This is a genomic window from Bradyrhizobium sp. GW821-FHT13H05 (assembly GCF_058804065.1).
This window is the reverse complement of record NZ_JBXAPO010000009.1, coordinates 82,519-106,026: the sequence shown is the minus strand read 5'-3', so window position 1 is coordinate 106,026 and position 23,508 is coordinate 82,519. Positions and strand designations below refer to the sequence as shown.

Annotated in this window: 22 protein-coding genes and 1 tRNA gene; 15 read left to right on the top strand and 8 right to left on the bottom strand. The window is 63.7% G+C overall.

All coding sequences use genetic code 11. The features are described from left to right. Positions 1–612 carry a pyridoxamine 5'-phosphate oxidase family protein gene (locus AC1RR3_RS25395; protein ID WP_492825827.1) on the top strand — a complete coding sequence of 204 codons (612 nt, stop codon included), beginning with the start codon at positions 1–3 and terminating at the stop codon, positions 610–612. On the opposite strand, the gene AC1RR3_RS25390 is transcribed toward AC1RR3_RS25395, so the two are convergent. Then, positions 599–2,401, bottom strand: a complete 1,803-nt coding sequence (locus AC1RR3_RS25390; RefSeq protein WP_492825826.1) for a tetratricopeptide repeat protein — start codon at positions 2,399–2,401, stop codon at positions 599–601. The two genes, AC1RR3_RS25395 and AC1RR3_RS25390, sit on opposite strands and share 14 nt — an antisense overlap. 152 nt (positions 2,402–2,553) lie before the next feature. Here AC1RR3_RS25390 and AC1RR3_RS25385 point away from each other — a divergent pair, with 152 nt between their 5' ends. The 3 genes from AC1RR3_RS25385 (at position 2,554) to AC1RR3_RS25375 (ending at position 5,451) form a co-directional block, all read left to right on the top strand. After that, entirely contained in the window at positions 2,554–3,906 is a 1,353-nt protein-coding gene (locus tag AC1RR3_RS25385) for a class I SAM-dependent methyltransferase (RefSeq protein ID WP_492825825.1), read from the top strand. A 343-nt stretch (positions 3,907–4,249) separates the two neighbouring features. After that, positions 4,250–4,471: a hypothetical protein gene (locus tag AC1RR3_RS25380; RefSeq protein WP_492825824.1), complete on the top strand. Its 222-nt coding sequence runs from the start codon at positions 4,250–4,252 to the stop codon at positions 4,469–4,471. Between the two features lie 26 nt (positions 4,472–4,497). After that, entirely contained in the window at positions 4,498–5,451 is a 954-nt protein-coding gene (locus AC1RR3_RS25375) for an aliphatic sulfonate ABC transporter substrate-binding protein (RefSeq protein ID WP_492825823.1), read from the top strand. Positions 5,452–5,458: 7 nt separating this feature from the next. On the opposite strand, the gene AC1RR3_RS25370 is transcribed toward AC1RR3_RS25375, so the two are convergent. The 3 genes from AC1RR3_RS25370 to AC1RR3_RS25360 form a co-directional block, all read right to left on the bottom strand. Beyond that, positions 5,459–6,241, bottom strand: coding sequence for an alpha/beta fold hydrolase (locus AC1RR3_RS25370; protein ID WP_492825822.1), 783 nt, complete (start codon positions 6,239–6,241; stop codon positions 5,459–5,461). Positions 6,242–6,245: 4 nt separating this feature from the next. After that, positions 6,246–7,541 (bottom strand): O-acetylhomoserine aminocarboxypropyltransferase, encoded by a 1,296-nt coding sequence (locus AC1RR3_RS25365; protein ID WP_492825821.1) that lies wholly within the window; start codon positions 7,539–7,541, stop codon positions 6,246–6,248. A 256-nt stretch (positions 7,542–7,797) separates the two neighbouring features. Beyond that, the gene (locus AC1RR3_RS25360) at positions 7,798–8,598 is read right to left on the bottom strand and encodes an IclR family transcriptional regulator (protein ID WP_492825820.1); all 801 of its coding nucleotides are present in this window, start codon (positions 8,596–8,598) and stop codon (positions 7,798–7,800) included. A 128-nt stretch (positions 8,599–8,726) separates the two neighbouring features. Between AC1RR3_RS25360 and AC1RR3_RS25355 the strand changes: the two genes are divergently transcribed. From AC1RR3_RS25355 to AC1RR3_RS25330, 6 genes are read left to right on the top strand one after another with little or no spacing between them, the layout of a single operon-like run. Beyond that, entirely contained in the window at positions 8,727–9,692 is a 966-nt protein-coding gene (locus AC1RR3_RS25355; protein ID WP_492825819.1) for a Bug family tripartite tricarboxylate transporter substrate binding protein, read from the top strand. A 3-nt stretch (positions 9,693–9,695) separates the two neighbouring features. After that, positions 9,696–10,313, top strand: coding sequence for a flavin reductase family protein (locus AC1RR3_RS25350; RefSeq protein WP_492825818.1), 618 nt, complete (start codon positions 9,696–9,698; stop codon positions 10,311–10,313). A 48-nt stretch (positions 10,314–10,361) separates the two neighbouring features. After that, positions 10,362–11,222: a fumarylacetoacetate hydrolase family protein gene (locus tag AC1RR3_RS25345; protein WP_492825817.1), complete on the top strand. Its 861-nt coding sequence runs from the start codon at positions 10,362–10,364 to the stop codon at positions 11,220–11,222. A 3-nt stretch (positions 11,223–11,225) separates the two neighbouring features. Further along, on the top strand, positions 11,226–12,029 hold the full coding sequence (gene hpaH, locus AC1RR3_RS25340) for a 2-oxo-hept-4-ene-1,7-dioate hydratase (protein ID WP_492825816.1): 804 nt from the start codon (positions 11,226–11,228) through the stop codon (positions 12,027–12,029). Between the two features lie 25 nt (positions 12,030–12,054). Continuing rightward, complete coding sequence (locus AC1RR3_RS25335; protein ID WP_492825815.1) at positions 12,055–12,447, top strand: RidA family protein; 393 nt, start codon at positions 12,055–12,057, stop codon at positions 12,445–12,447. A 12-nt stretch (positions 12,448–12,459) separates the two neighbouring features. Then, entirely contained in the window at positions 12,460–13,335 is an 876-nt protein-coding gene (locus AC1RR3_RS25330) for an amidohydrolase family protein (protein ID WP_492825814.1), read from the top strand. A gap of 111 nt (positions 13,336–13,446) precedes the next feature. Here the strand turns inward: AC1RR3_RS25330 and AC1RR3_RS25325 are convergent, their stop codons facing one another. From AC1RR3_RS25325 to AC1RR3_RS25315, 3 genes are all read right to left on the bottom strand, one after another. Continuing rightward, positions 13,447–14,454 carry an LLM class flavin-dependent oxidoreductase gene (locus tag AC1RR3_RS25325; protein WP_492825813.1) on the bottom strand — a complete coding sequence of 336 codons (1,008 nt, stop codon included), beginning with the start codon at positions 14,452–14,454 and terminating at the stop codon, positions 13,447–13,449. 63 nt (positions 14,455–14,517) lie between these two features. Then, entirely contained in the window at positions 14,518–15,168 is a 651-nt protein-coding gene (locus tag AC1RR3_RS25320; RefSeq protein WP_492825812.1) for a ferric reductase-like transmembrane domain-containing protein, read from the bottom strand. 11 nt (positions 15,169–15,179) lie between these two features. After that, positions 15,180–15,677 (bottom strand): peptidase associated/transthyretin-like domain-containing protein, encoded by a 498-nt coding sequence (locus tag AC1RR3_RS25315; RefSeq protein ID WP_492825811.1) that lies wholly within the window; start codon positions 15,675–15,677, stop codon positions 15,180–15,182. Positions 15,678–15,929: 252 nt separating this feature from the next. On the opposite strand from AC1RR3_RS25315, the gene AC1RR3_RS25310 reads away from it, so the two are divergent. The 5 genes from AC1RR3_RS25310 (at position 15,930) to AC1RR3_RS25290 (ending at position 23,006) form a co-directional block, all read left to right on the top strand. Beyond that, positions 15,930–19,301: a CHAT domain-containing tetratricopeptide repeat protein gene (locus AC1RR3_RS25310; RefSeq protein WP_492825810.1), complete on the top strand. Its 3,372-nt coding sequence runs from the start codon at positions 15,930–15,932 to the stop codon at positions 19,299–19,301. A 130-nt stretch (positions 19,302–19,431) separates the two neighbouring features. Then, on the top strand, positions 19,432–19,908 hold the full coding sequence (locus AC1RR3_RS25305; RefSeq protein ID WP_492825809.1) for a Crp/Fnr family transcriptional regulator: 477 nt from the start codon (positions 19,432–19,434) through the stop codon (positions 19,906–19,908). A gap of 1,331 nt (positions 19,909–21,239) precedes the next feature. After that, positions 21,240–21,968 carry a TIGR04255 family protein gene (locus AC1RR3_RS25300; protein WP_492825808.1) on the top strand — a complete coding sequence of 243 codons (729 nt, stop codon included), beginning with the start codon at positions 21,240–21,242 and terminating at the stop codon, positions 21,966–21,968. Next, positions 21,965–22,579, top strand: coding sequence for a hypothetical protein (locus AC1RR3_RS25295; RefSeq protein WP_492825807.1), 615 nt, complete (start codon positions 21,965–21,967; stop codon positions 22,577–22,579). The genes AC1RR3_RS25300 and AC1RR3_RS25295 overlap by 4 nt, the downstream gene beginning before the upstream one ends. Continuing rightward, positions 22,557–23,006, top strand: a complete 450-nt coding sequence (locus tag AC1RR3_RS25290) for a hypothetical protein (protein WP_492825806.1) — start codon at positions 22,557–22,559, stop codon at positions 23,004–23,006. Before AC1RR3_RS25295 ends, AC1RR3_RS25290 begins: the two co-directional genes overlap by 23 nt. 167 nt (positions 23,007–23,173) lie before the next feature. Here AC1RR3_RS25290 and AC1RR3_RS25285 read toward each other — a convergent pair. Next, positions 23,174–23,248, bottom strand: a tRNA-Thr gene (locus AC1RR3_RS25285). Positions 23,249–23,508 lie beyond the last annotated feature (260 nt).

Here is a 23,508-nt window from a genome sequence, read left to right as displayed (position 1 = left end):
ATGACGGTGATCAATACGGTCGAACAGCTTGAGGCCATCTACGGTGCCGTCGGTGATGCCTCGACCGTGAAAGTCGCCGACCATGTCACCCCGCTCTACCGCATCTTCATCGAGAAGGCGCCCTTCGCCGCGCTCGCCACCATCGGCCCCGAGGGCATCGACTGCTCGCCGCGCGGCGATCTCCCCGGCTTCGTCCGCATTCACGACCCCAAAACGCTGATGCTGCCGGACCGCCGCGGCAACAACCGGGTCGATTCCCTGCGCAACATCGTGCGCGATCCCAGGGTGTCGCTGATGTTCCTGATCCCCGGCTCCGGCAATGCGGTCCGGGCCAACGGCCGCGCCCATCTCTCGGTCGATCCGGAGCTGCTGGCCTCGTTCAAGGTCGAGGGCAAGGCGCCGCGCAGCGTGATGGTGATGAAGGTGGACGAGATCTACTTCCAGTGCGCCCGCGCCATCGTCCGCTCCGACCTCTGGAATCCCGACAAGCGCATCGATCTGAAGACACTGCCGACGCCCGGCCAGATCCTCGCCGAGATGAGCCAGAACACGGTCGGCGGCGACGAATATGATCGCATCTGGCCGGAGCGCGCGGCCGCTACGATGTGGTAGGGAATTCCTCCACGAGGGCGCGATTGACGCGCGCGATCACCGCGCTCCAGTCGCGTGCGGCGTCCTGACGGAATAGGCGCGCGGTCGGATACCACGGGCTGTCCTCGCGATCGAGCAGCCAGCGCCAGTCCGGGACGTGAGGAAGCAGCAGCCAGACCGGACGCCCGAGTGCGCCGGCGAGGTGAGCCGCGCTGGTATCCACGGTGATGACGAGGTCGAGCGCCGCCATCGCCGCGGCCGTGTCGGTGAAATCGGCAAAGAACTGACCGGCCATGACGAGATTGTCGCGCTCGCCCAGCGCCGTCTTGTCGCTCTGACGCAGCTCAGTCTGCAAATTGACGAACACGGCCTTGCGCGCAAGCAGAGGCGCGAGCAGCTCGGCTTGTATCGAGCGGTTCCGGTCGTTGGCGTGCGTCGCATTTCCCGACCAGACGAGGCCGATCTTCGGCCGCGCGTCCGTGCCGAAGCGCTCGCGCCACACGTCCGGCGTGCCTGATGCGGCCAGGTAGGGAATGGCCGCAGGAATACTCTCCAGCGTGGTGCCGAACGCCAGCGGCAGGCTGGACAGCGGACAGTGCAGATCGAAGTCGGGCAGCGGAGCGTTCTTGTCGATGCACAGGGTCACCCCATCCACCGTGCCGATCAGCTTTCGTAGCGCGGCCTGCACCCTTGCGATCACGCGTGCGCCGCGCGCGGCCAGCATGGGAATGTAGCGGGCGAAGTGAATGGTGTCGCCGAAGCCGAGATCGGCATGCACCAGGATGGTCTTGCCTTCGATCGGGCTCTCGCCGAGCCATAGCGGCTGACTGAACTGGGCCGTGGTAAGGCCGAGTGCAGCGACCTTCGACTGCCATTGCGCCTCGACGAAACCCCGGGCGAGATCGCCGGTCAGGAGGCGCAGCGTCGCATCGTTCCAGTGGGCTGCGGCGTGGCCGGGATCCATCTGCTGGGCCTGCGCATAGCTGGCCAGCGCTTCGTCGTAGCACGCAAGGTCCTGCAGCACGCTGCCGCGATTGACGATGGCGTCGACGAAGTCCGGCTTCAGCGCTGCCGCGCGATCAAACGACGCCAGGGCGTCGTCGAGCCGTCCCACCGCGCGCAGCGCCGAGCCGCGGCTGTTCGCTATCTCGGGCGAATCCGGCTGGAGCGCGATCGCCGCGTCGAAGTCGGCAAGCGCCGCCTCGGGCCGCATCAGCCGGAGCAGCACGATACCGCGATTGTTCAACGCGGCTGCATGGCCGGGCACGATCTTGAGCAGGCGGTCATAGCCGGCCAGCGCAGCTTCGAAGCGATTAAGATCCGAGAGAATATCGGCCCGGTACTTCAGGGCGCTGACATAGTCGGGATTGTGCGCGATGGCGCGGCCGAGCCATGTCAGCGCGTCCTCCGGCCGCTCCATCGCCAGCAGGGTCAGGGCGCGTTGGAAATGCGCCTCCCAATAGTCGGACTTGCGGCGCAACGCCTTGTCGAACATGGCCAGCGCGTCGTCGAATTTGCGCTGGTTGCGGAGCGCTACGCCCAGATTGGCGAGATAGAGCGGGTTGCGCGGGCTCGCCGCGATCGCCTGCCGGATCAGTTGTTCCGCCTCGCCGGGGTGCTCGGCCAGGAAGCTGACGCCCAGCAGGTGCAGCGTATCGGGGTGCCGTGGATCGACCGCCAGCGCGATGCGATAGGTCTCGCGCGCCTGGGGCAGTTGGCCGGCCTGATGCAGTGCGATGCCGCGGCCGAGCAGATCCGCGATCTGCTGCTGTGCCAGCGGGCTGCCGGGTCGGTGTTTGCCAGGAATCATCGTGCGGGAATCTAGGTCAGGTCGGGGAATCTGGCCAGCGATCCGCCACCGTTATCGGCCGTGATTGACCCTGATTCGGCCGAATGGTTACATCGCAGCCGGCGATTCGTCGCCGTAGGCCGGTACAGCCTTCATCAAACATGGAGCCGGCGATGGTTCGCAAAGACCGCGCGCAAGCGCAGGTGCGGAAGACGGACATGGCACGCTGGTCGGATCCGGCGTCGCTGGAAGCCGCCTGGGACGCCCGGGCCGAGCTCGCCGCACAATTCATCCCAGCCGGTGCGCGCGTCCTCGACCTCGGCTGTGGCAAGATGTCGTTGCGCAAGTTCCTGCCGCTCGGCGCCAATTATCGAGGCTGCGACCTGGTCGCGCGCGAGGCCGATACGATCGTCTGCGACTTCAATGCCGGGGAATTCCCGGCCGAGGCCGCGACCGATGCTGACGTCATCACGCTGCTCGGCGTCCTCGAATACATTCCCGACTCTGACGCGTTCTTCGCGCATCTGCGGTCGGCGAAGCGGGACGTGGTGCTGAGCTATTGCGCGACCGATCTGACGGGCTCGGTGGACCGGCTGGCGCTGGGCTGGCTGACCCATTTCAGCTTCCTGGGATTGGCCAAGCTGTTCGACCGCCATGGCTTCCAGATCACCGCGACGATGCCGGTCGACCAACTCCAGATCCTGATGCGCCTGACGCCGATGGATCGCGTGCCGGCGGTCAAGGCGAGCAATGTCGCCGTCATCTCCTACAATGATGTCGGCAATTTCGGCGACCGGCTCGGCTATCACATGATCAACTCGCTCCTGCCGGGCGACGCCGTGGTCGATCATTTGACCTTCCGCACGCTGGACCGTGCCCGCGCGTCCTATGATCTGATCGTGCTCGGCATCGGCAACAGCATCTACGAGCCGCTGCTCACCGACGATCTCATGAAGGTGCTGGCGCGCGGCAAGGCGAAGGTGGGAATCTTCGGAACGCAGTATCGCGATCTCATCCCGCGCGCAGCGCTTGACCGGCTCATCGACCGGCTCGACACCTGGTTCGCGCGCTACGAGGACGACGTCCTGATGTACGGCCGAGGCCGCTCCAATGTTGAGCATCTCGGCGACTGGCTGATCGACCAGTTTCCGATGGCGACGCCTGTCGTCGACGAGCAGCTCAACATCGGCGACGAGATATTGAAGAACCTTCCGCTCGATCGCGTCATCCAGGACATCCAGCGCCACAAGAAGGTGTTCTCGACCCGGCTGCATCCGCTGCTCTGCGCGCTGACGTCGGCCGAGGCCGTTGCCTATACCGAACAGGGCGCCGGCGACACCGCGATCGTGTCCGGCAAGTTCCGCAGCATGCTGATCGACATCTTTGGCCGCACCTATCCGGAGAAGGAGTTCTTCGCGGTCGATCGCGATGCCGTCAGCCGCTACAAGCTGCGCGTTCATGACAACGTTGCCAGGGTCGGATCGCGGCTCCAGGGCATGTTGCGCAACGTCGCGACGGCAACCTGATTCAGTTGAACGCCATCCCGCCGCGCAGCGCGAGATGAATTCGTCTGTCCGCGCTTGCGGCGGGAGAAGCACTCCGGCGCGCCGGTCCCAAATATGGATTGCCATTTCATTGACCGAACGCGCCAATCGCTCGATATTCGAAGCATCGAAACTGCTCATCGAGCTTGATGCCGCGACATGGGAACCCATCACCAGCGTAACCTTGACGACATGCATGCGTGCATGACGCAGCGCTGTTTCTCGGCGGCCTCCGGCGCCTGTTGTTGTTGCTGATCAGTCGCTAGCAACGCCACACATCGCACATCCTGGACAGGAGCGCCGAAATCCCGGCGAACGAGCAGTCATGTCTCAAGCCCAATCGAACGCCTACATTATCGAAATCCACGACCGCGCCGCGGGCATCGTCACGCGCGATGCGCGCGGCTTCCGTTTCTTCTCCTCCGAGCGCTTGTTCGACAGCCTCGAAGGTCGCCAGTTCCGCTCCGCCCGCGAGGCCGAGCGCGCCGCGCGCGCGGTGTTGTCGGAACGGAGCGGGCGCGCGAATTCCCCATTCTTTGCCATCTGACCCCGAAGCAACCGAGAGGACCAACCATGATTACGCGACGATATATCATCGCAACGACGCTTCTCCTTGCAACCGCCCTTGCCGCGCCCGCGCGCGCCGAGGACAAGCCCACCGAAATCCGCATCGGCACGCAGAAAGGCGGCTTCTTTCCGGCGGTGCGGCAGCGCCAGACGCTCGAAAACGCCTTCAAGCCACTCGGCATCGAGATCAAGTGGATCGACTTCCAGTTCGGCCCGCCGCTGCTGGAGGCCATCAATGTCGGCAGTGTCGATTTCGGCTATGTCGGCGATGCCCCGCCGATCTTCGCGCAGGCCGGCGGCGCCAGGATCCGCTATGTTGCGGCGGTGAAGTCGGACGGCACCAGCCAGGCCATCATCGTGCCCAAGGACTCCCCGATCAAGACGCTCGCCGATCTCAAAGGCAAGCGCGTTGCGTTCGGCAAGGGATCGAGCGCCCATAACCTGCTGGTCGCGGCGTTGGAGAAGGCCGGCCTTGCCTGGACCGACATCACGCCGGCGCCGCTCGCGCCGGCCGATGCCACGGCAGCCTTCGTCAAGGGCTCGGTCGACGCCTGGTCGATCTGGGATCCCTATTTTGCGCTGGCCGAATTGAAGGAGAACGCGCGCGTCATCGCCTTCGACAAGGACGTCCATCAGCCGAACGCGTTCTACATCGCCGGTGCCGACTTCGTGGAAAAGTATCCGTCACTCGTCGCGAAGCTCAACACGACCTTCGCATCCGAAGGCGTATGGGCCGACTCGCATCACGAGGAGGTCGCCAGAGCGCAGGCCGAGGCGACCGGCGTCGATATCGAAGCGATCCGCCGCTTCGTCGATCGCTCCAACTACCGTACCGTGCCGGTGGACGCGGACGTGATCAAGAGCCAGCAGGCGGTCGCCGACCGCTTTTCCAGGGTCGGCCTGATTCCGAAGCCGGTGAACGTCTCCGACATCGTCTGGAAGTGGACGCCGGGCTCCTGAGCGAAGCTCAGCCCTTCAGCGCCGCCAGCAACTCGTCCGGGCGCTCGGCCATGATCATGTGGCCGGCGCCCGGCACCACGACGGTCCTCGCATGCGGGATCGCTGCCGCCAGCGCCTTGCCCGCCTTCGCCGGTGTCATCATGTCGCGTTCGCCGAGGATGAGGGTCGCCGGCACCTTTACGCTCGCAGCAGCAGTCAGCGCATTCGCGTAGGAATTGCAGGCCGACAGATCCTTGAAGAGCACGCCCGGCTCGCAGGATTTCAGCACCGCCTGGGCGCCACCATGCATCCACAGTCCCGGCGCGAGGCTGCCGCCGAGCTCGGCGTTGAAGCCGAGGCCCCAGATCGACACCATGTCGTTCGCGTCTTGCGAGTTGGCTTCGGCCGCCTTCAGGAGATCGGGGCCCACCGTCATGGTCGCGGCGGTGCCGATCAGGCTCAACGCAGATACTTTCTCAGGGTGCCGTGCCGCGGTCTCCAGCGAGATCAGCGATCCCATGGAGTGGCCGATCAGATGCGCTTTTGCCACGCCGGCCGCAGCGAGCAATGCCGCCGTCCAGTCCGCCATCTCCGCGATGGTTGACAGCGAAGGCCCGGGAGAGCGGCCGTGGCCGGGCAGGTCGGGCGCCAGCACGCCAAAGCCATGATGGGCGAACCAGCGCGTATGCAGCGCCCAGGTCGAATGATCGAAGCCGGCGCCATGAATGAAGACGACTGCGGGCAGGGAGTTGTCGAACTCGCGGCCACCGTTTGCGGCAAATATCTCGGCGCCGTTGACGGAGAGCTTCATCGTGTCAAACCTTCTGGGAGATGCGCAGCGCCTGCGCGAGATCGTCGATGATGTCGCTTGCCGTCTCGATGCCGACCGACAGCCGCACCAGCTCCTCGCCGATGCCAGCGGCCTTGAGCTGCTCGGCGTCCATCTGCTGGTGCGTGGTCGAGGCGGGGTGGATCACCAGCGTCTTGGCGTCGCCGACATTGGCGAGATGGCTGATCATGCGTAGCGATTCGATGAACTTGCGCCCGGCAGGCCGTCCGCCCTTGATGCCGAAGGACACGATCGAGCCGGCGCCCCGCGGCAGCAGCGTCTTTGCCAGCTGATAGTCGGGGTGGTCTTCCAGCGAGGGATGCAGCACCCAGTCGACGGCCTTGTTGGCCTTCAGCGCCTCCAGCACCAGATGCGTGTTGTGGATGTGTCGGTCCATGCGCACGCCGAGCGTCTCCACGCCCTGGAGCAGCTGGAACGCGTTGGTCGGCGACAGGCAGGCGCCGAAGTCGCGCAGGCCTTCGGTCCGCGCGCGCATGATGAAGGCGGCGGTGCCGAACTGCTCGTCGAAGACGATGCCGTGATAGCCGCCATAGGGTTCGGTCAGCACGCCGAACTTGCCCGAGGCGCGCCAGTCGAAGCGGCCGCCATCGATGATGGCGCCGCCGATCGCGATGCCATGGCCGCCGATCCATTTGGTTGCCGAATGCATGACGATGTCGGCGCCCAGCTCGATCGGGCGGCTGAGATAGGGCGTGGCAAAAGTATTGTCGATCAGCAGCGGAATCTTTGCCTCATGTGCGATCGCCGCGACCTTCGGAATATCCAGCACCTCGAGCCCGGGATTGCCGATGGTCTCGCCGATCACCAGTTTCGTGTTCGGCTTGATCGCCGCGCGGAACGCGTCGAGATCGCGCGGCTTCACAAACGTCGTGGTGATGCCGAAGCGCGGCAGCGTGTGCGCCAGCAGATTGATGGTGCCGCCATAGAGCGAGCTCGACGCCACGATATGGTCGCCGGCATTGAGTAGCGTCGCGATGGCCAGATGCAGCGCGGCCATGCCGCTCGCGGTGCAGATCGCGCCGACGCCGCCTTCCAGCGCCGCGAGCCGCTCTTCCAGCACGCCGGTGGTGGGGTTGGAGATGCGCGTATAGATGTGGCCGGCGCGCTCCAGGTTGAACAGCGCGGCAGCGTGATCGGAATCCTGGAACACGTAGGACGTGGTCTGGTAGATCGGCACCGCGCGGGCCCCGGTCGCGGGATCCGGATGCTGGCCCGCATGCAGGCTCAGGGTCTCGAAGGCAGGCGGTTTCGGCGCGGGCATGCTTGGCCTCGTTGATCGGTCGGCGATGGCGGCCCTTGTGCCACAAAATGGAGGGCCACGTCAGCCCATTGACAGCGCCGCATCGTCGGTGCGCTCCCTCGCCCCGCTTGCGGGGAGAGGGTTGGGGTGAGGGGGACTCTCCGCCGTGACGGTGACAGTTGGGTTTGCGGAGACTCCCCCTCACCCGGATTGGATCTAACGATGCAATCCGGCCTCTCCCCGCACGCGGGGAGAGGCGATGGAGCGTCGTCCGAAGCTAGCCGCGAATGGCCTGTTCGATGATCCGCGCCTCCCGCAGCAGAATCTCTGCGACGTCCTGCTCCCGCCTTGGTCCGAGCCTCGTCCGAACGGCGGAGACGGTGATGGCCGCGGCCGGCTGTCCGTCCGGCGTCTTGATCCAGGTGGAGATCGATTTCGTGCCCTGCACCAGGCCGATCTCCCTCATATTATATCCCCGCTTCCGCGCAGCGGTGACCTGGCTCATCACCGCCGCGGCGTCGGTTTGGTAGGTCTCGAACCGCTTCTCGTTGGCCGCGACGATTTTTCGCGCGTCCGGTGCCGGCATCGCGGCGAGAATGGCGACGCCTGCGCTAGAGACGCCGAGCGGCCGGCGCGCGCCGACCTCGATCGACAGCACCTGGATCGGATAGATGCCGATCCTGCGATCGACGCACAGCGTGTCGTGGCCGGTCCGCACCGTCAGGAACAGCGTGTCGCCGATCGCGGTGGACGCCCGCTGCAGCGACGGATTAGCGACGACCAGCAGCCGCGACGGCCGCGGGCGCGCGAGCGCCAGCTCCGGCACCTGGTTGCCGATCGCGTAGCGGCCGCTCCTGCCGTGCCGTTCGACAATGCCTTCCTCGATCAGCACGTGGACGATGCGATGCACGGTCGGGCGTGTGAGGCCGGTCGCCCGCACGACCTCGGCCAATGGCACACCGTCCTCGCGGCCTGCGGCAAGAATGCGCAGCACCGCAAGCGCGCGCCGGATTGCCTGCGCACCTTGTCGCGGTTCCAGCGCACCGCGCGCGGATCTTGAGGAATCGGCCTTGTCCATATTATGGACAAGAACGCCACAATTCACTCGACAGGTAAAGCGCACATCTGGAGATTGCGCGGCGATCGAGCGCCGTGCGCAACGTCAAGGCGTTCGAAGTGAATTGGAAGCGCCGCCGGGAGGTTAACATGAGATTAATCGCGATTGCCATAGCTGCTGTCACAGCGATCCTGGCAGGGCCAGCATCGGCCCAGCAATGGCCGGCGCGCAGCGTCAAGCTGATCGTGCCCTATCCGGCCGGCGGCAACGTCGACAGCGCGGCGCGCATCGTCGCCGACAAGCTCCAGGAAAAGCTCGGCCAGCCCTTCATCATCGAGAACAAGGCCGGCGCCGGCGGCATGATCGCGGGCGAAGCCTTCGCGAAATCGGCGCCCGACGGCTACACGCTGTTCGTCGGCGCCAACGGCCCGGTGCTGTTCGCGACCGAGATCAACAAGCGTGACGCCTATAACTGGAAGAAGGATTTCCTGCCGATCTCGACAATCTCGATGACGCCGCTGGTGCTCGAGGTGCATCCGTCGGTGCAGGCCAACACGTTCAAGGAATTCGTCGACCTCGCCAAGCGCGAGCCCGGCAAGCTGACCATGGCCTCGCCCGGCCCCGGCACCACCAACCATCTGCTCAGTGAGCTGATGCAGTCCAGCCTCGATCTGCAATGGGTCACCGCGCATTACCGCGGCAATGCGCCTGCCATCAACGATCTGCTCGGAGGCCAGGTGCAGTTCGCATTCGACCAGCTCACGGTCAGCCTCCAGCACATCAAGGCCGGACTGTTCCGCGCGCTCGCCGTCACCAGCCCGCATCGCCTGAAGTCGCTGCCTGACGTCCCGACCTTCGCCGAGCTCGGCTACAAGGATTTCGACGGCCAGACTTTTACCGGCCTGTTCGCGCCGGCCGGTACGCCGGCGCCTGTCATCGACAAGCTGCACGAGACGTTGGTTGCGATCCTGAAAGATCCCGCCGTTATCGACAAGTTCGAGAAGCTCGGCGGCGAATCCACACCGATGACGCCGGACGAGTTCAAGGCCTATCTCGAGCGCGAGGACGCCAAGTGGATTCCGGTCGTGCGCAAGGCCAACATCAAGGCGGACTGAGCGATGCGGATCGATCCCACCGAGCTTGGCGCGGAGCGTATCTATCGCCTGATGACCGGCATCGTGGTGCCGCGTCCGATCGCGTGGGTAACCAGCCTGTCGCGCACCGGCGTGCTCAACCTCGCGCCGTTCAGCGCCTTCACCTTCGTCTCGCAGAAGCCGCCGATGCTCGCCATCAGCGTCGGCCGCAAGGGTGCAAACTACAAGGACACCGCGCACAACATCCTCGATACCGAGGAGTATGTCATCCACATCGCCGATACCCCGCTGATGTCAGCGGTGCACGACAGCTCCGTCGAGCATCCGCCTGAGATCAGCGAGGTCGAGCATCTCGGGTTGGAGACGCTGCCCTGCGAACGCATCAAGGTACCGCGGCTTAGCGTTGCGCCGGTCGCGATGGAATGCCGCTTCCGCCAGTGCCTCGAATTCGGCGATGCCAAGAGCCGGCTGATCGTCGGCGAGGTCGTGATGTTCCACCTGCGCGACGGCCTCGTGAATGACGGCAAGGTCGAGACCAAGGCGCTCGATCCGATCGCGCGCATCGGCGGGCCGCGCTACGCCAGCCTCGGCGAGATCGTGACGCTGAACACCGTGTTCCAGACGCCAAAATCGAAAGACTGAGCGCGCGGCGCATCAGGCGCGTCGCCTCAAGACCATTGGAGAACGACAATGCGACTCCTCAGCTATCTCCTGGACGGCGAGGCGCGCTACGGCGCGGCCGTCGCAGGCGGCGTGGTCGATCTGACCAGGCGGATCGGCCGCGACTTTTCCGACGTGAAGGCGCTGATCGCGGCCAACGCACTTGCCGATGCGCAGGAAGCCGTCGCCGGGCAAAAGCCCGACTACGCGCTGGATAAGCTCGTCCTGCTGCCGCCGGTGCTGGCGCCGGAAAAGCTCTGGTGCATCGGCGTCAACTACGCCGAGCGCAACGCCGAATATAAGGACAATTCGGACCTGCCCAAATATCCCAGCCTGTTCGTGCGCAGCATGTCCTCGATGACAGGCTCCGGCCAGACGCTGGAGAAGCCCAAGGTCTCCGAGCAGCTCGACTACGAAGGCGAGATCGTGATCGTGATCGGCCAGGGCGGCCGCCACATCCCGCGCGAGAAGGCGTGGTCCCACATCTTCGGCATGACGCTGTGCAATGAAGGCACGATCCGCGACTGGCTGCGCCACGGCAAGTTCAACGTCACGCAGGGCAAGAATTTTGATCGCTCCGGCAGCATCGGTCCGTGGATCGTCACCGCGGACGAGCTCGATCCGCGCGGGCCTCATGACATCACCACGCGCGTGAACGGCGAGGTGCGGCAGCAGGACACGACCGAGCGGCTGATGTTCCCGTTCGATTATCTGATCTCCTATCTCTCCACCTTCGCGACGCTGAAGCCCGGCGACATGATCGTGACGGGGACTCCGACGGGGGCGGGCGTTCGCTTCGATCCGCCGCGCTGGCTGAAGGTGGGCGATGTCGTCGAGGTCGAGTCGGCGCGCATCGGCGTGCTGCGCAACACGGTAGCGGCGGAGCAGTAAGTCATGCTCGATACCGCGACGATCGAACGCCTTGCCGCGCGCCTGGATGAAGCCGAGCGCACCAAGGCGCTGATCCCGATGTTCACCAAGGAATATCCCGATTTCTCGATCGAGGATGCCTATGCGATCCAGCGCGCCTGGACGAAACTCCAGCTCGGCCGCGGCCGCGTCATCAAGGGCCACAAGATCGGCCTGACCTCGAAGGCGATGCAGAACGCGGTCGGCATCAACGAGCCCGATTACGGCGTGCTGTTCGCCGACATGTTCTATGCCGACGCGACGCCGATCCCGTTCGACCGCTTCCACGCGCCGCGGATCGAGGTCGAGCTTGCCTTCGTGCTGAAGGCGCCGCTGCGCGGGCCCGATTGCACCATCTTCGACGTGCTCAACGCCACCGACTATGTCACGCCCGCGCTGGAAATTCTGGAGACGCGCATGCACCGCGTCGATCCGGAGACCGGCAAGACCCGAAAGGTCAGGGACACGATCTCGGACAATGCGGCGAACGCCGCGCTGGTGCTCGGCGGCCGGCCGTTCCGTCCCCTGGATGCGGACCTCCGCTGGATCGGCGCGCTGCTGTTCCGCAACGGCGAGGTCGAGGAGACCGGGCTTGCCGCCGGCGTGCTCAACCATCCCGCCAACGGCATCGCCTGGCTCGCCAACCGCCTCGCGCCGCATGACGAGCATCTCGCCGCCGGTGAGGTCGTGCTGGCGGGGTCGTTCACGCGTCCGGTCGACATCCGCCGCGGCGACACGTTCCATGCCGACTATGGTCCGTTCGGCTCGGTGTCGTGCCAGTTCGTCTGAACCAATAAAAGAGAGGGAGCGCACTATGAATGGTCAGAAGCGGCGCAAGAGCATCCATATCGGCGGCTTCAAGCACGCCAACCCGATTCCGAACGCCTGCCGCATCGGCAATCTCGTGATGTCGGGCGTCATCCTCGGCCGCGATGGGGCCGGCGTGATGCCCGAGAGCCTCGACGCCCAATGCGCCAACATGTTCGCGCATATGAAGGCGACGGTCGAGGCTGCCGGCGGCACCACGGACGACATCATCAAGATGACGGTGTGGCTGAAGGACCGCACGCAGCGCGGGCCCGTCAATGTCGAGTGGCTCAAGATGTTTCCGGACGAGCATTCACGCCCGGCGCGTCACGCGCTGCCGATGGACAACATGGACGGCGGCGCGCTGGTGCAGTGCGACTTCACCGCCGTGATCGACTAAGGGAGCATCTGCATGCCGACCTATCTGCCGTTCGACCCCAATCCGCGCCGCCCGGTCAAGGCACCGCCGCCGAAGACGGTCGACAGCCAGTTTCACGTGCTCGGTCCCATCGACAAATATCCGGAGCGTCCCGGTGCGGCCTACCGGATGCCGACCGCGACCTGGGAAGCGGCGCTGCGCGTCCACAAGACGCTCGGCATCGAGCGCGGCATCATCGTACAGACCACGACTTATGGCGCTGACCATTCCGTCGTGCTCGACGGTCTCGCCGCGATGGGCCCGAACTACCGCGGCTGCGCCAATGCGCTGGTGTTCGCGGAGGCGAGCGATTCCTACCTTGCCAAGCTTCATGACGCCGGCGTGCGTGGCGCCCGCTTCAGCTTCCGTCAGGAGCTCGGCGCCGTGCTGTCGGACGCCGATTTCGCCCGCGCCATCGCCCGCATTCGCGAGCTCGGCTGGTACGTGAAAATCCAGCCGGAGAAGGATGGCATCGTCTCCAGCGTTGCCAAGTACGAAAATCTCGATGTGCCCGTGCTGATCGACCACATGGCGCGCCCCGATCCGGAAGCCGGCAAGACCGATCCGAATTTGCGCAAGATGCTGGAGCTGCTCAAGAAGGGCAATTTCTGGGTGATGCTGTCGCTTGGCGAGAAGACCTCGAAGGCCGGCCCGCCCTATGACGACGTGATCCCGATCGCGCGCACCTATATCGAGGCCGCCCTCGACCGCTGCGTCTGGGCCAGCGACTGGCCGCATCCGGTCTCGGTCAGGCAGCCGCCGAACGATGCCGATCTGCTCGAGCTGATGTACCGCTACGCCCCTGACCAGGCCGAGCTGGAGAAGATCCTGGTGCACAATCCGGCAAAGCTGTTCGGGTTTCCGGACTAGCGCCACCCGGTCATTGCGAGGAGCGAAGCGACGAAGCAATCCAGACTTGTTTCCGCAGAGGCACCCTGGATTGCTTCGCTGCGCTCGCAATGACGGGCGTGGTCTTCGCGCTCACACCACCGGCTGTTTTGCCAGCCGATCCCGCACCCCGGCCGCGATCTCGAATGAGCGCAGCCGGGCTGCGTGGTCGTAGATCTGGCCCGTCGTCATCAGCTCGTCCGCGCCGGTCTCGGCGATCAGCGCCTTCAGCTTCTGTTCCACCACTTCAGGCGATCCGACCGCGGAGCATGACAGCGACTGGGCGACCATGGCCTTCTCGGCCGGCGACCACAGCGCGTCCATGTCGTCGACCGGCGGCGGCAGCGGGCCGGGCGTGCCGCGGCGCAGATTGATGAACTGCTGCTGCAGCGAGGAGAACATCCGCTGCGCTTCCGCGTCGCTGTTCGCGGCGAACACGTTGACGCCGACCATCGCATGGGGCTTGTCGAGCTGCGCCGACGGCGCGAAGCGCGCGCGATACTCGCGCAGCGCCGGCATCATCATCTGCGGCGCGAAATGCGAGGCGAACGCGAACGGCAGGCCGAGCATGCCTGCGAGCTGTGCGCCAAAGGTGCTGGATCCGAGGATCCACAGCGGCACCTTCGTGCCCATGCCGGGCACGGCGCGAATCGCCTGGTTTGGTTGCACGTCGCCGAGCAGCGCCTGCAATTCCAGCACGTCCTGCGGAAAATTCTCGGAGCTGGTGGCGAGGTCGCGCCGCAGCGCCCGCGCGGTGAACTGGTCGGTGCCCGGCGCGCGGCCGAGCCCGAGATCGATCCGCCCGGGATAGAGCGACTCCAGCGTGCCGAACTGTTCGGCGATGACCAGCGGCGAATGGTTCGGCAGCATGACCCCGCCGGAACCAACGCGGATCGTCTTGGTCCCGCCGGCGACATGCCCGATCACCACGGATGTCGCCGCGCTCGCAATCCCCGTCATGTTGTGATGCTCGGCCAGCCAGAACCGCTTGTAGCCCCACGCCTCGGCATGCTGGGCGAGATCGAGCGAATTGCGGAACGCCTGCGATGCATTGCTGCCCTGGCGGATGGGAGCAAGGTCGAGCACGGAGAAGGGGATCATGTGGCGGGTCCGGATGAAGCGCGGTGCGCAGGGCCTCACATATAGGGAGCGGCCCTCGAAATGTCAGCGAGCTGATGACTGTCGCGCAATGCTCTCTCCGCGCAACGTCCCGCGCTTTCGCCGCAGCCACAGGTCAGCCATGACTTTTGCGGCCGCAGCCAGGATCAGCACGCAAAGCGCAGCCTTCGAGATCGTCTCCATGGTTCCCTCGATCAGCAGGCAATGGACCACGCTGCCGACGACGATGACGATCGCGAGGGGGATATGCACAAGGCGCCACGTCCGCAGTCGCAGTCCCAATCGCCGGCGCAGCGCGGCCAGAAGCGCGACAGTGAAGATGGCCCACATCGCGATCACGCCAAAGGGGGAGAACGGCGTCGGCGATGAGAACAGCAGGGCGTCGATCATGTCGGGCGGACTGGTAATCCAGAGGCCGACGACATGGATCACCACGGCCACCGCCAGCGTGCCTCCGATCCAGTGATGCGCGCGGCGTCCCCGATAGGCCGACAGCGGGGCCAGATATCCGCCGATCAGCAGAGGCTGGACCAGCACGAGACCCAGGGCAATCATCCCTGCGAATCCGGCCAGGATGTAGACCGGACCGCGCCATGCGAGCAGCTCGCTCGTGGCTGCGGCGGCGATCGGCACACCAATGGCCAAAGCAAGGGCGACCCAGATCAGGACCACCCGAACCAGTCTCCACCCCTGCATTTGCAACGCGGTCAGGCCGATTGCAGAACGAAGTGCGCCTCCAGGCTGGTTTCCTTGGCGCTCCGCATCACCGGCCGCAGAAAGACGGTTTTGAACTCACCGCTGTCATAGGCGAGGTGGCCATGCGGCTGGCCGAAGATGGGAATGATCTGCGGCATCTCGAGCCGGAACGCGCCGTCCTTGTCGGTGAGCGTGGCGCCATGGCTCTGCGGCTCGTGCTCCTGCCCTTCGACGGTGTGCGCCCAGATCTGGATGCGCTGGCCGGCCAGCGGAGCCCCGTCGCCGGCGCGGCGCACGGTGCCGCTCATCCAGAAGCCGCCCTTGCCGATCCGGTCCACGATCGGCGCGCCCTTGCGGTAGTTGTTCGCCCCGCCCGACATCGAATCGGTCGGTGCGAGGCCTTCCGCGCGTGCGGGCAACAGCAGCCCGGAAGCGCCGGCTGCCAAAACCCCGGTTGCGAAGACGGAGCCGGCGAGGAGGGTGCGGCGGTTGAATACGACCGTGGTCATGTCAATTCCTCCTGACGACCGTGCGATTGCACGCCTGAAGGTACAACAACGAGCGCGAGCCGCCCAGTGGCGGCAAGGCGCGCGACAGGTCGCAATAACAGTGTTGTGAACGGATGTGCTGGCCGCCAGGGCGCGGGGAGGTCGAATTGAACCTGAAGGCCGTTCCGGATGTCTATTAACCACCGGCCTTGCGCGTCGCCTGGAGCGATGAATGCGGGCTGTCTTTGCCCCGGGCGCACGAGGGAAGCTGCAATGCGAGGATATTCGCAAAACCACCGTTACGTGCTTGCCCTGCTCGCGGTCATCCTCGGCCTCACGGCTGCTCCGGCATTCGCGCAGCAGGACGACCTCAACGCGATGCGCGCCAACACCGACAAGCTGCGCCTCGAGCGAAAATATGATGAAGCGCTGGCCGAAGCCTGGAAATACGAGGCTGCGATCAAGCAGAGATACGGCGTCGACGACTTTTATTACGGTGTGGCTCTGGTCAAGATCGCCAACGTCTATACGGCGCAAGGGAAGCTGCCGGACGCGCTCGACCTGCTGATGCGCGCGGTCGCGATCCAGGAAAAGGATCCCGATCGCGAGCCCGTCGAGTTCGCGAAGTCGCTCAACAATGCCGGGAATGCACAGCGGACCAACGGCGACCTTGCCAAGGCGGAAAGCTACCTGCAGCGCGCGCTTGCCATCAACGAAAAGGCGCTCGGACCAGAGGACGCCATGGTCGCGCTCAATCTGAACAATCTCGGCGTGGTCTATCGCAATCAGAAGAAATTCGAGCTGGCCGAGGACAGCTTTCAGAAAGCGTTGTCCATCCGCATGCAGTCGCTCGGGCCCGACGACGTTGCGGTTGCGAATTCGGCCGGCAATCTGGCGTCGCTGTATCAGGCCCAGAAGAGATACCAGGAGGCGGAGGACCTCTACCAGCAGACGCTGGCGATCTACGAGAAAGCGTCCGATCCGCGCAATGTCGCGCGAACGTCGATGCGCTTTGCCGGGCTCTACACCGATCAGGGCAAATATGCCGCTGCCGAGAAGCTCTATCTCAAGGCCATCGCGGCCGATCGGGAGATGGGCGGCGCCGATGGCCTCGAGTTGTCCGACGGGCTGTTCCGACTGGCCGGGACCTATCGCAATCAAGGCAGGAGCGCCCAGGCCGAATCGTTCTACCAGCAAGCCCTGTCGATCGCCGAAAGATCCGTCGGGCCGGACAGTCCGAAAGTTGCCGATATCCTGTCGGGGCTTGCAGCGATTTATACCAGTACGCAACGTTGGCGAGAGGGAGGCGCGGTCGCAGAACGCGTCCTCGCTATCCGTCAGCAAGCGTCCGGCCCGAATTCTCCCGCAGTCGCGAACGCGCTCTCGCAAATTGGAATGATTTATTCAATGACGGGTCGCTCCAGTCAGGCGCACGAGCCCCTGGAGCGGGCTTTGGCCATCAACGAAAGCGCCTTCGGCAACGACAGTATCGCCGCGGCAAACGTGCTTTCGAATATCGGAAACCTCTATCTCTTTGAACAAAAATATGATCTGGCGGGTCCCCCACTGAATCGCGCGATCGCCATCTATGACGCCAAAAGCAGCAATCCGCTGTCGGTCGTCTGGCCGCTCAATCGATTGATGCAAGTGACGATGCGCCAGAAGGACTACGCCGCGGCGCTGGCGCTGGCGGACCGCAGGTTGGCCATCCACGAAAAGATGCTGGGTCCAACCAGTGCCGCGGTAGCTTCAGATCTCAGGGATGCTTCGGATCTCGAGGTGTTGCTCGGCGATTTTGACAAGGCAACCGCGTATTCGCGGCGGGCGGTCGCGATCATGTCCAGCTATCTCGCGCAGCAGGAAGAGACCGTCGCGCAGGCGACCGAGGACAATAAGCTGCAGGCGGACATGCAGGCGGGTGTCTTCCAGTTGAATGTCGCGAACCTGTCGGCCGTTGCCGACAAGGACCCGAAGTCCGCGGCCACGCTCGGAGGCGAGGCCTTTCGTTCCGCGCAGTGGAGCTCGCAGTCTTCCGCGGCCGCCGCGATCCAGCGAATGGGCAACCGCTTTGCCTCGGGCAACGGTGCCATCGCCGATCTCGTCCGGCAGGACCAGGACCTCCTGCACGCCTGGAGCGACAAGAACAAGGCGCTCAGCGTATCGACCGGCGTGCAGGACGATTCCGGGCCTGACACCAGCGACAAGCTGCGCAAGCAAATCAGCGATATCGAGCGCAAGCTCGCCGAGGTCCGCGGCAAGCTCGATGCGCAATATCCGGAATATTCGGCGCTGTCGCGACCGCGGCCGACGACGCTGGAGGAAACACAAAAATTGCTCGGGCCGGACGAGGCGATGGTTTTCTGGCTGGTCGAGAAGGACAATACCTACGTCTTTGCCGTCGGGCCTTCGCAGTTCAGCTGGTCCAGAATTGCCGTCGGCAAGGATTCGCTGACGCAGAGGGTCGCGGCCTTTCGGACCGGGCTGGACTTGAGCAAGCTGGATACGATCCCGGCTGGCGACAAGCCCGAGCTGTTCGATCTCGACGGAGCTTACGCGCTGTACACGACGCTGTTTGGCCCGGTCGCCGATATCATCAAAGGCAAGAAGAAACTCATCCTGGTGCCGACCGGGAATCTGACCGCGATGCCGTTCCACCTGCTGGTGACGCAGAAGCCGGCCGAGCGGCCGACGGGCCTCAACGACGCCGCGGCGTATCGCAAGGCCGCGTGGCTGCTACGCAGCTACAGCATCTCGGTGCAGCCATCGGTCTCGAGCATTCGGGTGCTGCGCAGCTTCGCGCATCAGAGCACCAGCTCCAAACAGCTGATCGGCTTTGGTGATCCGATTTTCGGCCCCGAACCGCCTGCTCCGGCGCCTGAACCGGTGCCGCCGCCGGCGGCCGCGAAGCGGGCTGACGACGCAAAACCCGTGCAGCCGCCGCCGAGAAAAAAGAACGGCAAGGCCAGGTCGCTCGATGCCGTGGGGGCTTACTCGGATTACTGGCATGGAGCTTCGGTCGATCGTTCGTTGCTCAGCCGGGCGCTGCCGCGCCTTGAAGACACCTCCGACGAGCTCTTTGGAATCGCAAGACGGATGGGCGTTCCGAGCGGCGATCTGCATCTGCGGGCCGATGCCAGCGAGACGACGGTCAAGACCGCCTCGCTCGCCGACTACCGCGTCGTCTATTTCGCGACCCATGGCCTCGTCGCCGGCGACGTGCAGGGACTGGGCGAGCCGTCGCTGGCGCTCTCGCTTCCCAAACAGCCGACCGATCAGGACGACGGACTGCTGACCGCCAGCGAAATCGCGCAGCTCAAGCTGAACGCGGATTGGGTCGTGCTGTCCGCCTGCAACACGGCGGCTGGCGGCAAGCCGGGCGCCGAAGCTCTGTCGGGCCTGGCGCGCGCTTTCTTCTACGCCGGGGCGCGGGCGCTCTTGGTCTCGCACTGGGCGGTCGCATCCGATGCGGCGACCAAGCTTGCCACGTCGACCTTCGAGGTGATGAAGGCCAATCCGAACATCGGACGTTCCGAGGCCTTGCGGCAGGCGATGCTGTCCTACATGGACGACGCGTCCGATCAGCTGAACGCCTATCCCGCCCTTTGGGGACCCTTCGTCGTCGTCGGCGAAGGTGAGCGAAACTAGGGCGCGATCCGCTAAGGTGCGAGGCGGCTTTCCGGGAAGATCGTGCTCATTTGTTCAAGCACATTGGGCGTCGCCGGTGCCGGCGTGTGCTCGGCTTGCCGCAGATGGCGACGAGGCTTATCCTCGCGCGATGGTTGCCAGTGCCCCCGATTTGAAATCGTTCCTGCTCGCGACGCCGTTCTTCGGCGGTCTGCCGGACCCGGGTCTCGATCTCCTGATGTCGATGCTGGTCGAATGCCGCTTCGAGGCCGGCGCGACCGTCGTCGCGGAAGGCGATCAGGGACGCTCGATGTTCATCGTCAAATCCGGCCGGCTGGCGGTGAGCAAGCGGGCGAATGCGGGAAGCGTGATCCCGATTTCCGTCCTGGAGCCCGGCGACTTCTTCGGCGAGATGACGCTGATCGAAATGCAAAACCGCTCCGCCACGGTGGCCGCGGAGAGCCCGACGGTGCTGTACGAGCTGACCGCCCAGAAACTCTATGCCTGCTACAAGGCCGATATCCACGCCTATGTGATCGTCCTGCAGAACATCAACCGCGAGCTCTGCCGGCGGCTACGCCGGGCTGATGATCGGTTTGCTGGACATCAGGTGGAGGATGACAAGTGACGGTCCGTAGGATGGGTAGAGCACTTGCGAAACCCATCATGCTTCGTCACATCGCTGAGCGTCGATGGGTTTCGCTGCGCTCTACCCATCCTACAAGCTTCAAGCTGGTTCGTTGGTATCGTTACAGCAACGCCATCGAGTGCAGCGAGTTTCTATGAAAGCCAAAGGCAACGATGCCGGAGAGAAGCAATGCAATCCCGGTCACGATCAGGCAACACGCAAACACTATCGGAGCCTCTGGTTCGTCATCCACGGCACGGACGATAATAGATAAAATTCTACCGACAATCGAAAGGAAGAATTAACCTTACCTATGTGGTCCGATCCTGACCCGTCGGGCAAAACACTTGCCTCTCGCAAAAATCCGTCAACCCCTTTCCACAAAAATATTCCACTTTACCGAAATTCGGATTTGCGGCACTATCTCGTCATCCCGGCCCAGGGAGAGGGGCGATCGTACGTCGCAGCGAACGTGGGCCGGGGTGCGGTGGACGCGGCAGTGCCGGGCACGCGATGCGGGACCAGGGCGAGATGAACCTCGTGAGGTCCTTGGCTGCGTGCGGAACGGACGGCGCCAACGTCCTGTGAGTCCTTCGGGGCCAAGCAGGGCGAGTTGCGTACGGCGAAAGCGCGTGGTCCTGACCGTCGTTGCTACGGTCAAGCCTTGCGGAGATGGATCGGGGCTCGACCGGGCCGCGAGGCATCGCCAATTCGCGAGGTGACGGAGGCCAGAAGGAACTCGGCTCCGGGGAGAGCGCGCATAAGCCGTCAACCCATCGCGCAGGGAAGGCCGGGTGTTTTCCGGCCCACCTGTTGTCCGCTAGCGCATTTGCGTGTGCAAATTCTTCGCGCAGCGGATCATGGGTGCCAGCCGGCACCCGGCCTTCCCTGCGCCCTCTTCACGGAAGAGGGCGAAAGAGGAAAGCAAAACTCGGGCGTTTCAAGCCGCGAGCATGCCAATCTGTGCGTCATTGAAGCGAGAATATGGTGCCGCCAGATAGAATTGAACTGTCGACCTTCTCAACGCGGATGATCCTTTCGAAGGCGAGGTAATTTAAGCCAATGCACGGCATATGTTCCAGTTTCAGGATCTCGGCGAGACTCCGACGCCGAGGGTGGTGCCTAAGGCCGTGGCCATCGCTGGCCGTGCTACGTACGGCGCAGATCTACCGTAAGTTGGTGACCCGCCGTCACCACAGGCTGCGGGTTGGGATCGCTGTGCCGCCAATGGCCAAGCACCGGACAAGCAGCGGCTGCTATATGACAAATCTGCGGTCTGTTAACCATTTTGGGCTATGGAACAGCTGGCAATTTCCTGCTGTTGTCCCGTCATGAACTATCCCCGAGCACCGATTACCGAAGCGGTTCTGGAAGTCAGGTTCGCTCATCCGATTGCCCGGGAGGTGATCGATCGGGCGATATCTTTGATTGAAAAGGAGTATTTCTACAACGAGGAGGAGCAGTCGGTTAAGATCTCGATGGAGATCGTTGGCAAGCCACCGACGGTGACGACGGAATGGGAAGGACGGAAACTCAGTTCTCTCGACAGGGCTGATGTGACCATTTTCCGCCGTTCTGCGTTTGTTTGTAGCCGGCTCGCTCCCTACTTAGGGTGGGAAGGCTTTCAAGCCTCGATCGCTAAAGCTTGGGCGGCTTTGAGAAGGCACCATATCGGACCCGTGGACGTGGCACGTGTGGGTTTGAGGTATGTCAACAGGATCGACATTCCTGTTCGGGAGGGGGCCGTTCTCAATGTTGAGGATTATCTGAACTTCCTGCCGCGGTCGCCGCAGCAGTTTGGGATGCCCATGTTGGAATACCTTGTTCAGGCGCAGCGTCCGGTCGGCACCGACGACCTATTCTTCAACATTATTTCCAGTACGGTCCCGTCCCCTCTGATAAATATGACTTCCTTCTCGCTCGACCTTGACGTGTATCGTCAAATCAATATTCCTAAGCGGGAGGAAGAATTTTGGGCGTTGATCGGTCGGATGCGCGACCACAAGAATTTTATCTTTGAGGCCTGTATTACCGAGCGAGCCAGAGAGCTTTTCAGATGACCACTTTACAACCCGCCATAGGTCGGCGCCCATCTGTTGCTCCTTACGTGCCGTCGACGGCGATTGGAGCTGTCTCCAAGCTGATCGCGGGGCAGGTCGAGAGTCTACGCCAGCCCTCGCCGACGTTCTCTGGTCAGAAGCAAACGCCACCCGTGGCGCAGGCATTGGAATCCCAGCTGTTTGACATCCTCGCGCAGTTCAAAATTCGGACGTCGCAGGTGGCGATGCATTTGAATCGCGACTGGCGCTCAAGGTTGTTCGGCCAGCTCGATAGTTTGTTGAGCGTGGAAGATTGGGAGCCGCTAGATCGGCCGCCGACTGTAGATTCTTTTGCGACATTTCTGCGTCTGCTGATTTTTCTGAAGCCGCAACGGCGGCCTGGTTTGGGCGCGACAGCCAAAGGTGAGCTGATCGCAACCTGGACCAATGGTGGAGATCGATTGACGATCGAGTGCCTGCCTCAAGATCTCGTTAGATGGACTATTTCTGTGACCATCAATGATGACCGCGAGCGAGCGGCTGGAATCACGCCTGTTTCTCGGCTGCCGGCGGTTCTGGCGCCTTATGGCCCCGATCGCTGGTTCGTCGATGCCAATCACGTACCTACCTGAGCCGGATCATTGCGTTCGCTATGTTCCTTGGGCGCGGCTGCGCAAGGATGAAGACGACAATGTCATTGGAATTCTCGGCGCAGCGTTCCGCTTGAGGGATGACGAAGACTATCTGTCGGCGACATGGGCCGAGTTTTTTCCTGGCGCGACGCATCAGGATCGTGTCGTTGCAACTGTCCAGGCCATCCGCTTAAGCAATATCGATGTCCGACCAAAAAGCGGATTCGCGGTAGGCTGTGTGTCGCAGATAAGGCAGGCTTGCCTCAACGATCCGAAGCGACACAGGATTCGTTTCATCCACGAGGCTGAGCCTGACAATCCGGCACACGCGGCTTTGCGAGGCTGGCCGAAGGACAATGACGATCTCCTCAATCTGATCGCCGAGGAGGTTTGGTGCGACGCTGTCTTGAATGCAAATGTTCCCTAGCGGCCTGCGCGTCGTGCTTACCGGATTAATCCGTAGCTCCTTAATGTCTTTTGGCGCTGGATCGGCGGTGCTGCGCCCTCTTCACAACAGAGGGCGAAAGAGGAAAGCAAAACTCGGGCGTTTCAAGCCGCGAGAACGCCGCTTCATGTGTGATTGCATCAGGGGAATGGTGCTGCCAGACAGGATTGAACTGTCGACCTCTCCATTACCAATGGAGTGCTCTACCACTGAGCTACGGCAGCATGTGCTGGGATCTAGAATCGGCCACCACAAGGGCCTACCAAGCGCGCCGATATCTGCCACAAGCCCCCCTCCTGTGCAAGCTTGCTAACTCCGTGAAAATGAGAAAATCGGGCCGATATCGGGGCCAAAATGCCCGTTTTCACGTGAAAGCACCGACTTTCCGCCGATTTTGGCTGCGATATCCCCGGCCAACTGGCCAGTTGGCCGCGGTATTGGATTCGGCCCATTTTGGACTTTCGCACGATCGGATCGCGCTGGC

Bases quoted from the DNA above. Each gene is read 5' to 3' on its own strand.
- AC1RR3_RS25320 (WP_492825812.1), bottom strand. From the start codon at position 15,168: ATGCAGGGGTGGAGACTGGTTCGGGTGGTCCTGATCTGGGTCGCCCTT.
- AC1RR3_RS25295 (WP_492825807.1), top strand. From the start codon at position 21,965: ATGACCACTTTACAACCCGCCATAGGTCGGCGCCCATCTGTTGCTCCT.
- AC1RR3_RS25395 (WP_492825827.1), top strand. From the start codon at position 1: ATGACGGTGATCAATACGGTCGAACAGCTTGAGGCCATCTACGGTGCC.
- AC1RR3_RS25390 (WP_492825826.1), bottom strand. From the start codon at position 2,401: ATGATTCCTGGCAAACACCGACCCGGCAGCCCGCTGGCACAGCAGCAG.
- AC1RR3_RS25335 (WP_492825815.1), top strand. From the start codon at position 12,055: ATGAATGGTCAGAAGCGGCGCAAGAGCATCCATATCGGCGGCTTCAAG.
- AC1RR3_RS25350 (WP_492825818.1), top strand. From the start codon at position 9,696: ATGCGGATCGATCCCACCGAGCTTGGCGCGGAGCGTATCTATCGCCTG.
- AC1RR3_RS25355 (WP_492825819.1), top strand. From the start codon at position 8,727: ATGAGATTAATCGCGATTGCCATAGCTGCTGTCACAGCGATCCTGGCA.
- AC1RR3_RS25315 (WP_492825811.1), bottom strand. From the start codon at position 15,677: ATGACCACGGTCGTATTCAACCGCCGCACCCTCCTCGCCGGCTCCGTC.
- AC1RR3_RS25330 (WP_492825814.1), top strand. From the start codon at position 12,460: ATGCCGACCTATCTGCCGTTCGACCCCAATCCGCGCCGCCCGGTCAAG.
- AC1RR3_RS25345 (WP_492825817.1), top strand. From the start codon at position 10,362: ATGCGACTCCTCAGCTATCTCCTGGACGGCGAGGCGCGCTACGGCGCG.
- AC1RR3_RS25310 (WP_492825810.1), top strand. From the start codon at position 15,930: ATGCGAGGATATTCGCAAAACCACCGTTACGTGCTTGCCCTGCTCGCG.
- AC1RR3_RS25300 (WP_492825808.1), top strand. From the start codon at position 21,240: ATGAACTATCCCCGAGCACCGATTACCGAAGCGGTTCTGGAAGTCAGG.
- AC1RR3_RS25360 (WP_492825820.1), bottom strand. From the start codon at position 8,598: ATGGACAAGGCCGATTCCTCAAGATCCGCGCGCGGTGCGCTGGAACCG.
- AC1RR3_RS25290 (WP_492825806.1), top strand. From the start codon at position 22,557: ATGCCAATCACGTACCTACCTGAGCCGGATCATTGCGTTCGCTATGTT.
- AC1RR3_RS25325 (WP_492825813.1), bottom strand. From the start codon at position 14,454: ATGATCCCCTTCTCCGTGCTCGACCTTGCTCCCATCCGCCAGGGCAGC.
- hpaH (WP_492825816.1), top strand. From the start codon at position 11,226: ATGCTCGATACCGCGACGATCGAACGCCTTGCCGCGCGCCTGGATGAA.
- AC1RR3_RS25370 (WP_492825822.1), bottom strand. From the start codon at position 6,241: ATGAAGCTCTCCGTCAACGGCGCCGAGATATTTGCCGCAAACGGTGGC.
- AC1RR3_RS25385 (WP_492825825.1), top strand. From the start codon at position 2,554: ATGGTTCGCAAAGACCGCGCGCAAGCGCAGGTGCGGAAGACGGACATG.
- AC1RR3_RS25380 (WP_492825824.1), top strand. From the start codon at position 4,250: ATGTCTCAAGCCCAATCGAACGCCTACATTATCGAAATCCACGACCGC.
- AC1RR3_RS25365 (WP_492825821.1), bottom strand. From the start codon at position 7,541: ATGCCCGCGCCGAAACCGCCTGCCTTCGAGACCCTGAGCCTGCATGCG.
- AC1RR3_RS25375 (WP_492825823.1), top strand. From the start codon at position 4,498: ATGATTACGCGACGATATATCATCGCAACGACGCTTCTCCTTGCAACC.
- AC1RR3_RS25305 (WP_492825809.1), top strand. From the start codon at position 19,432: ATGGTTGCCAGTGCCCCCGATTTGAAATCGTTCCTGCTCGCGACGCCG.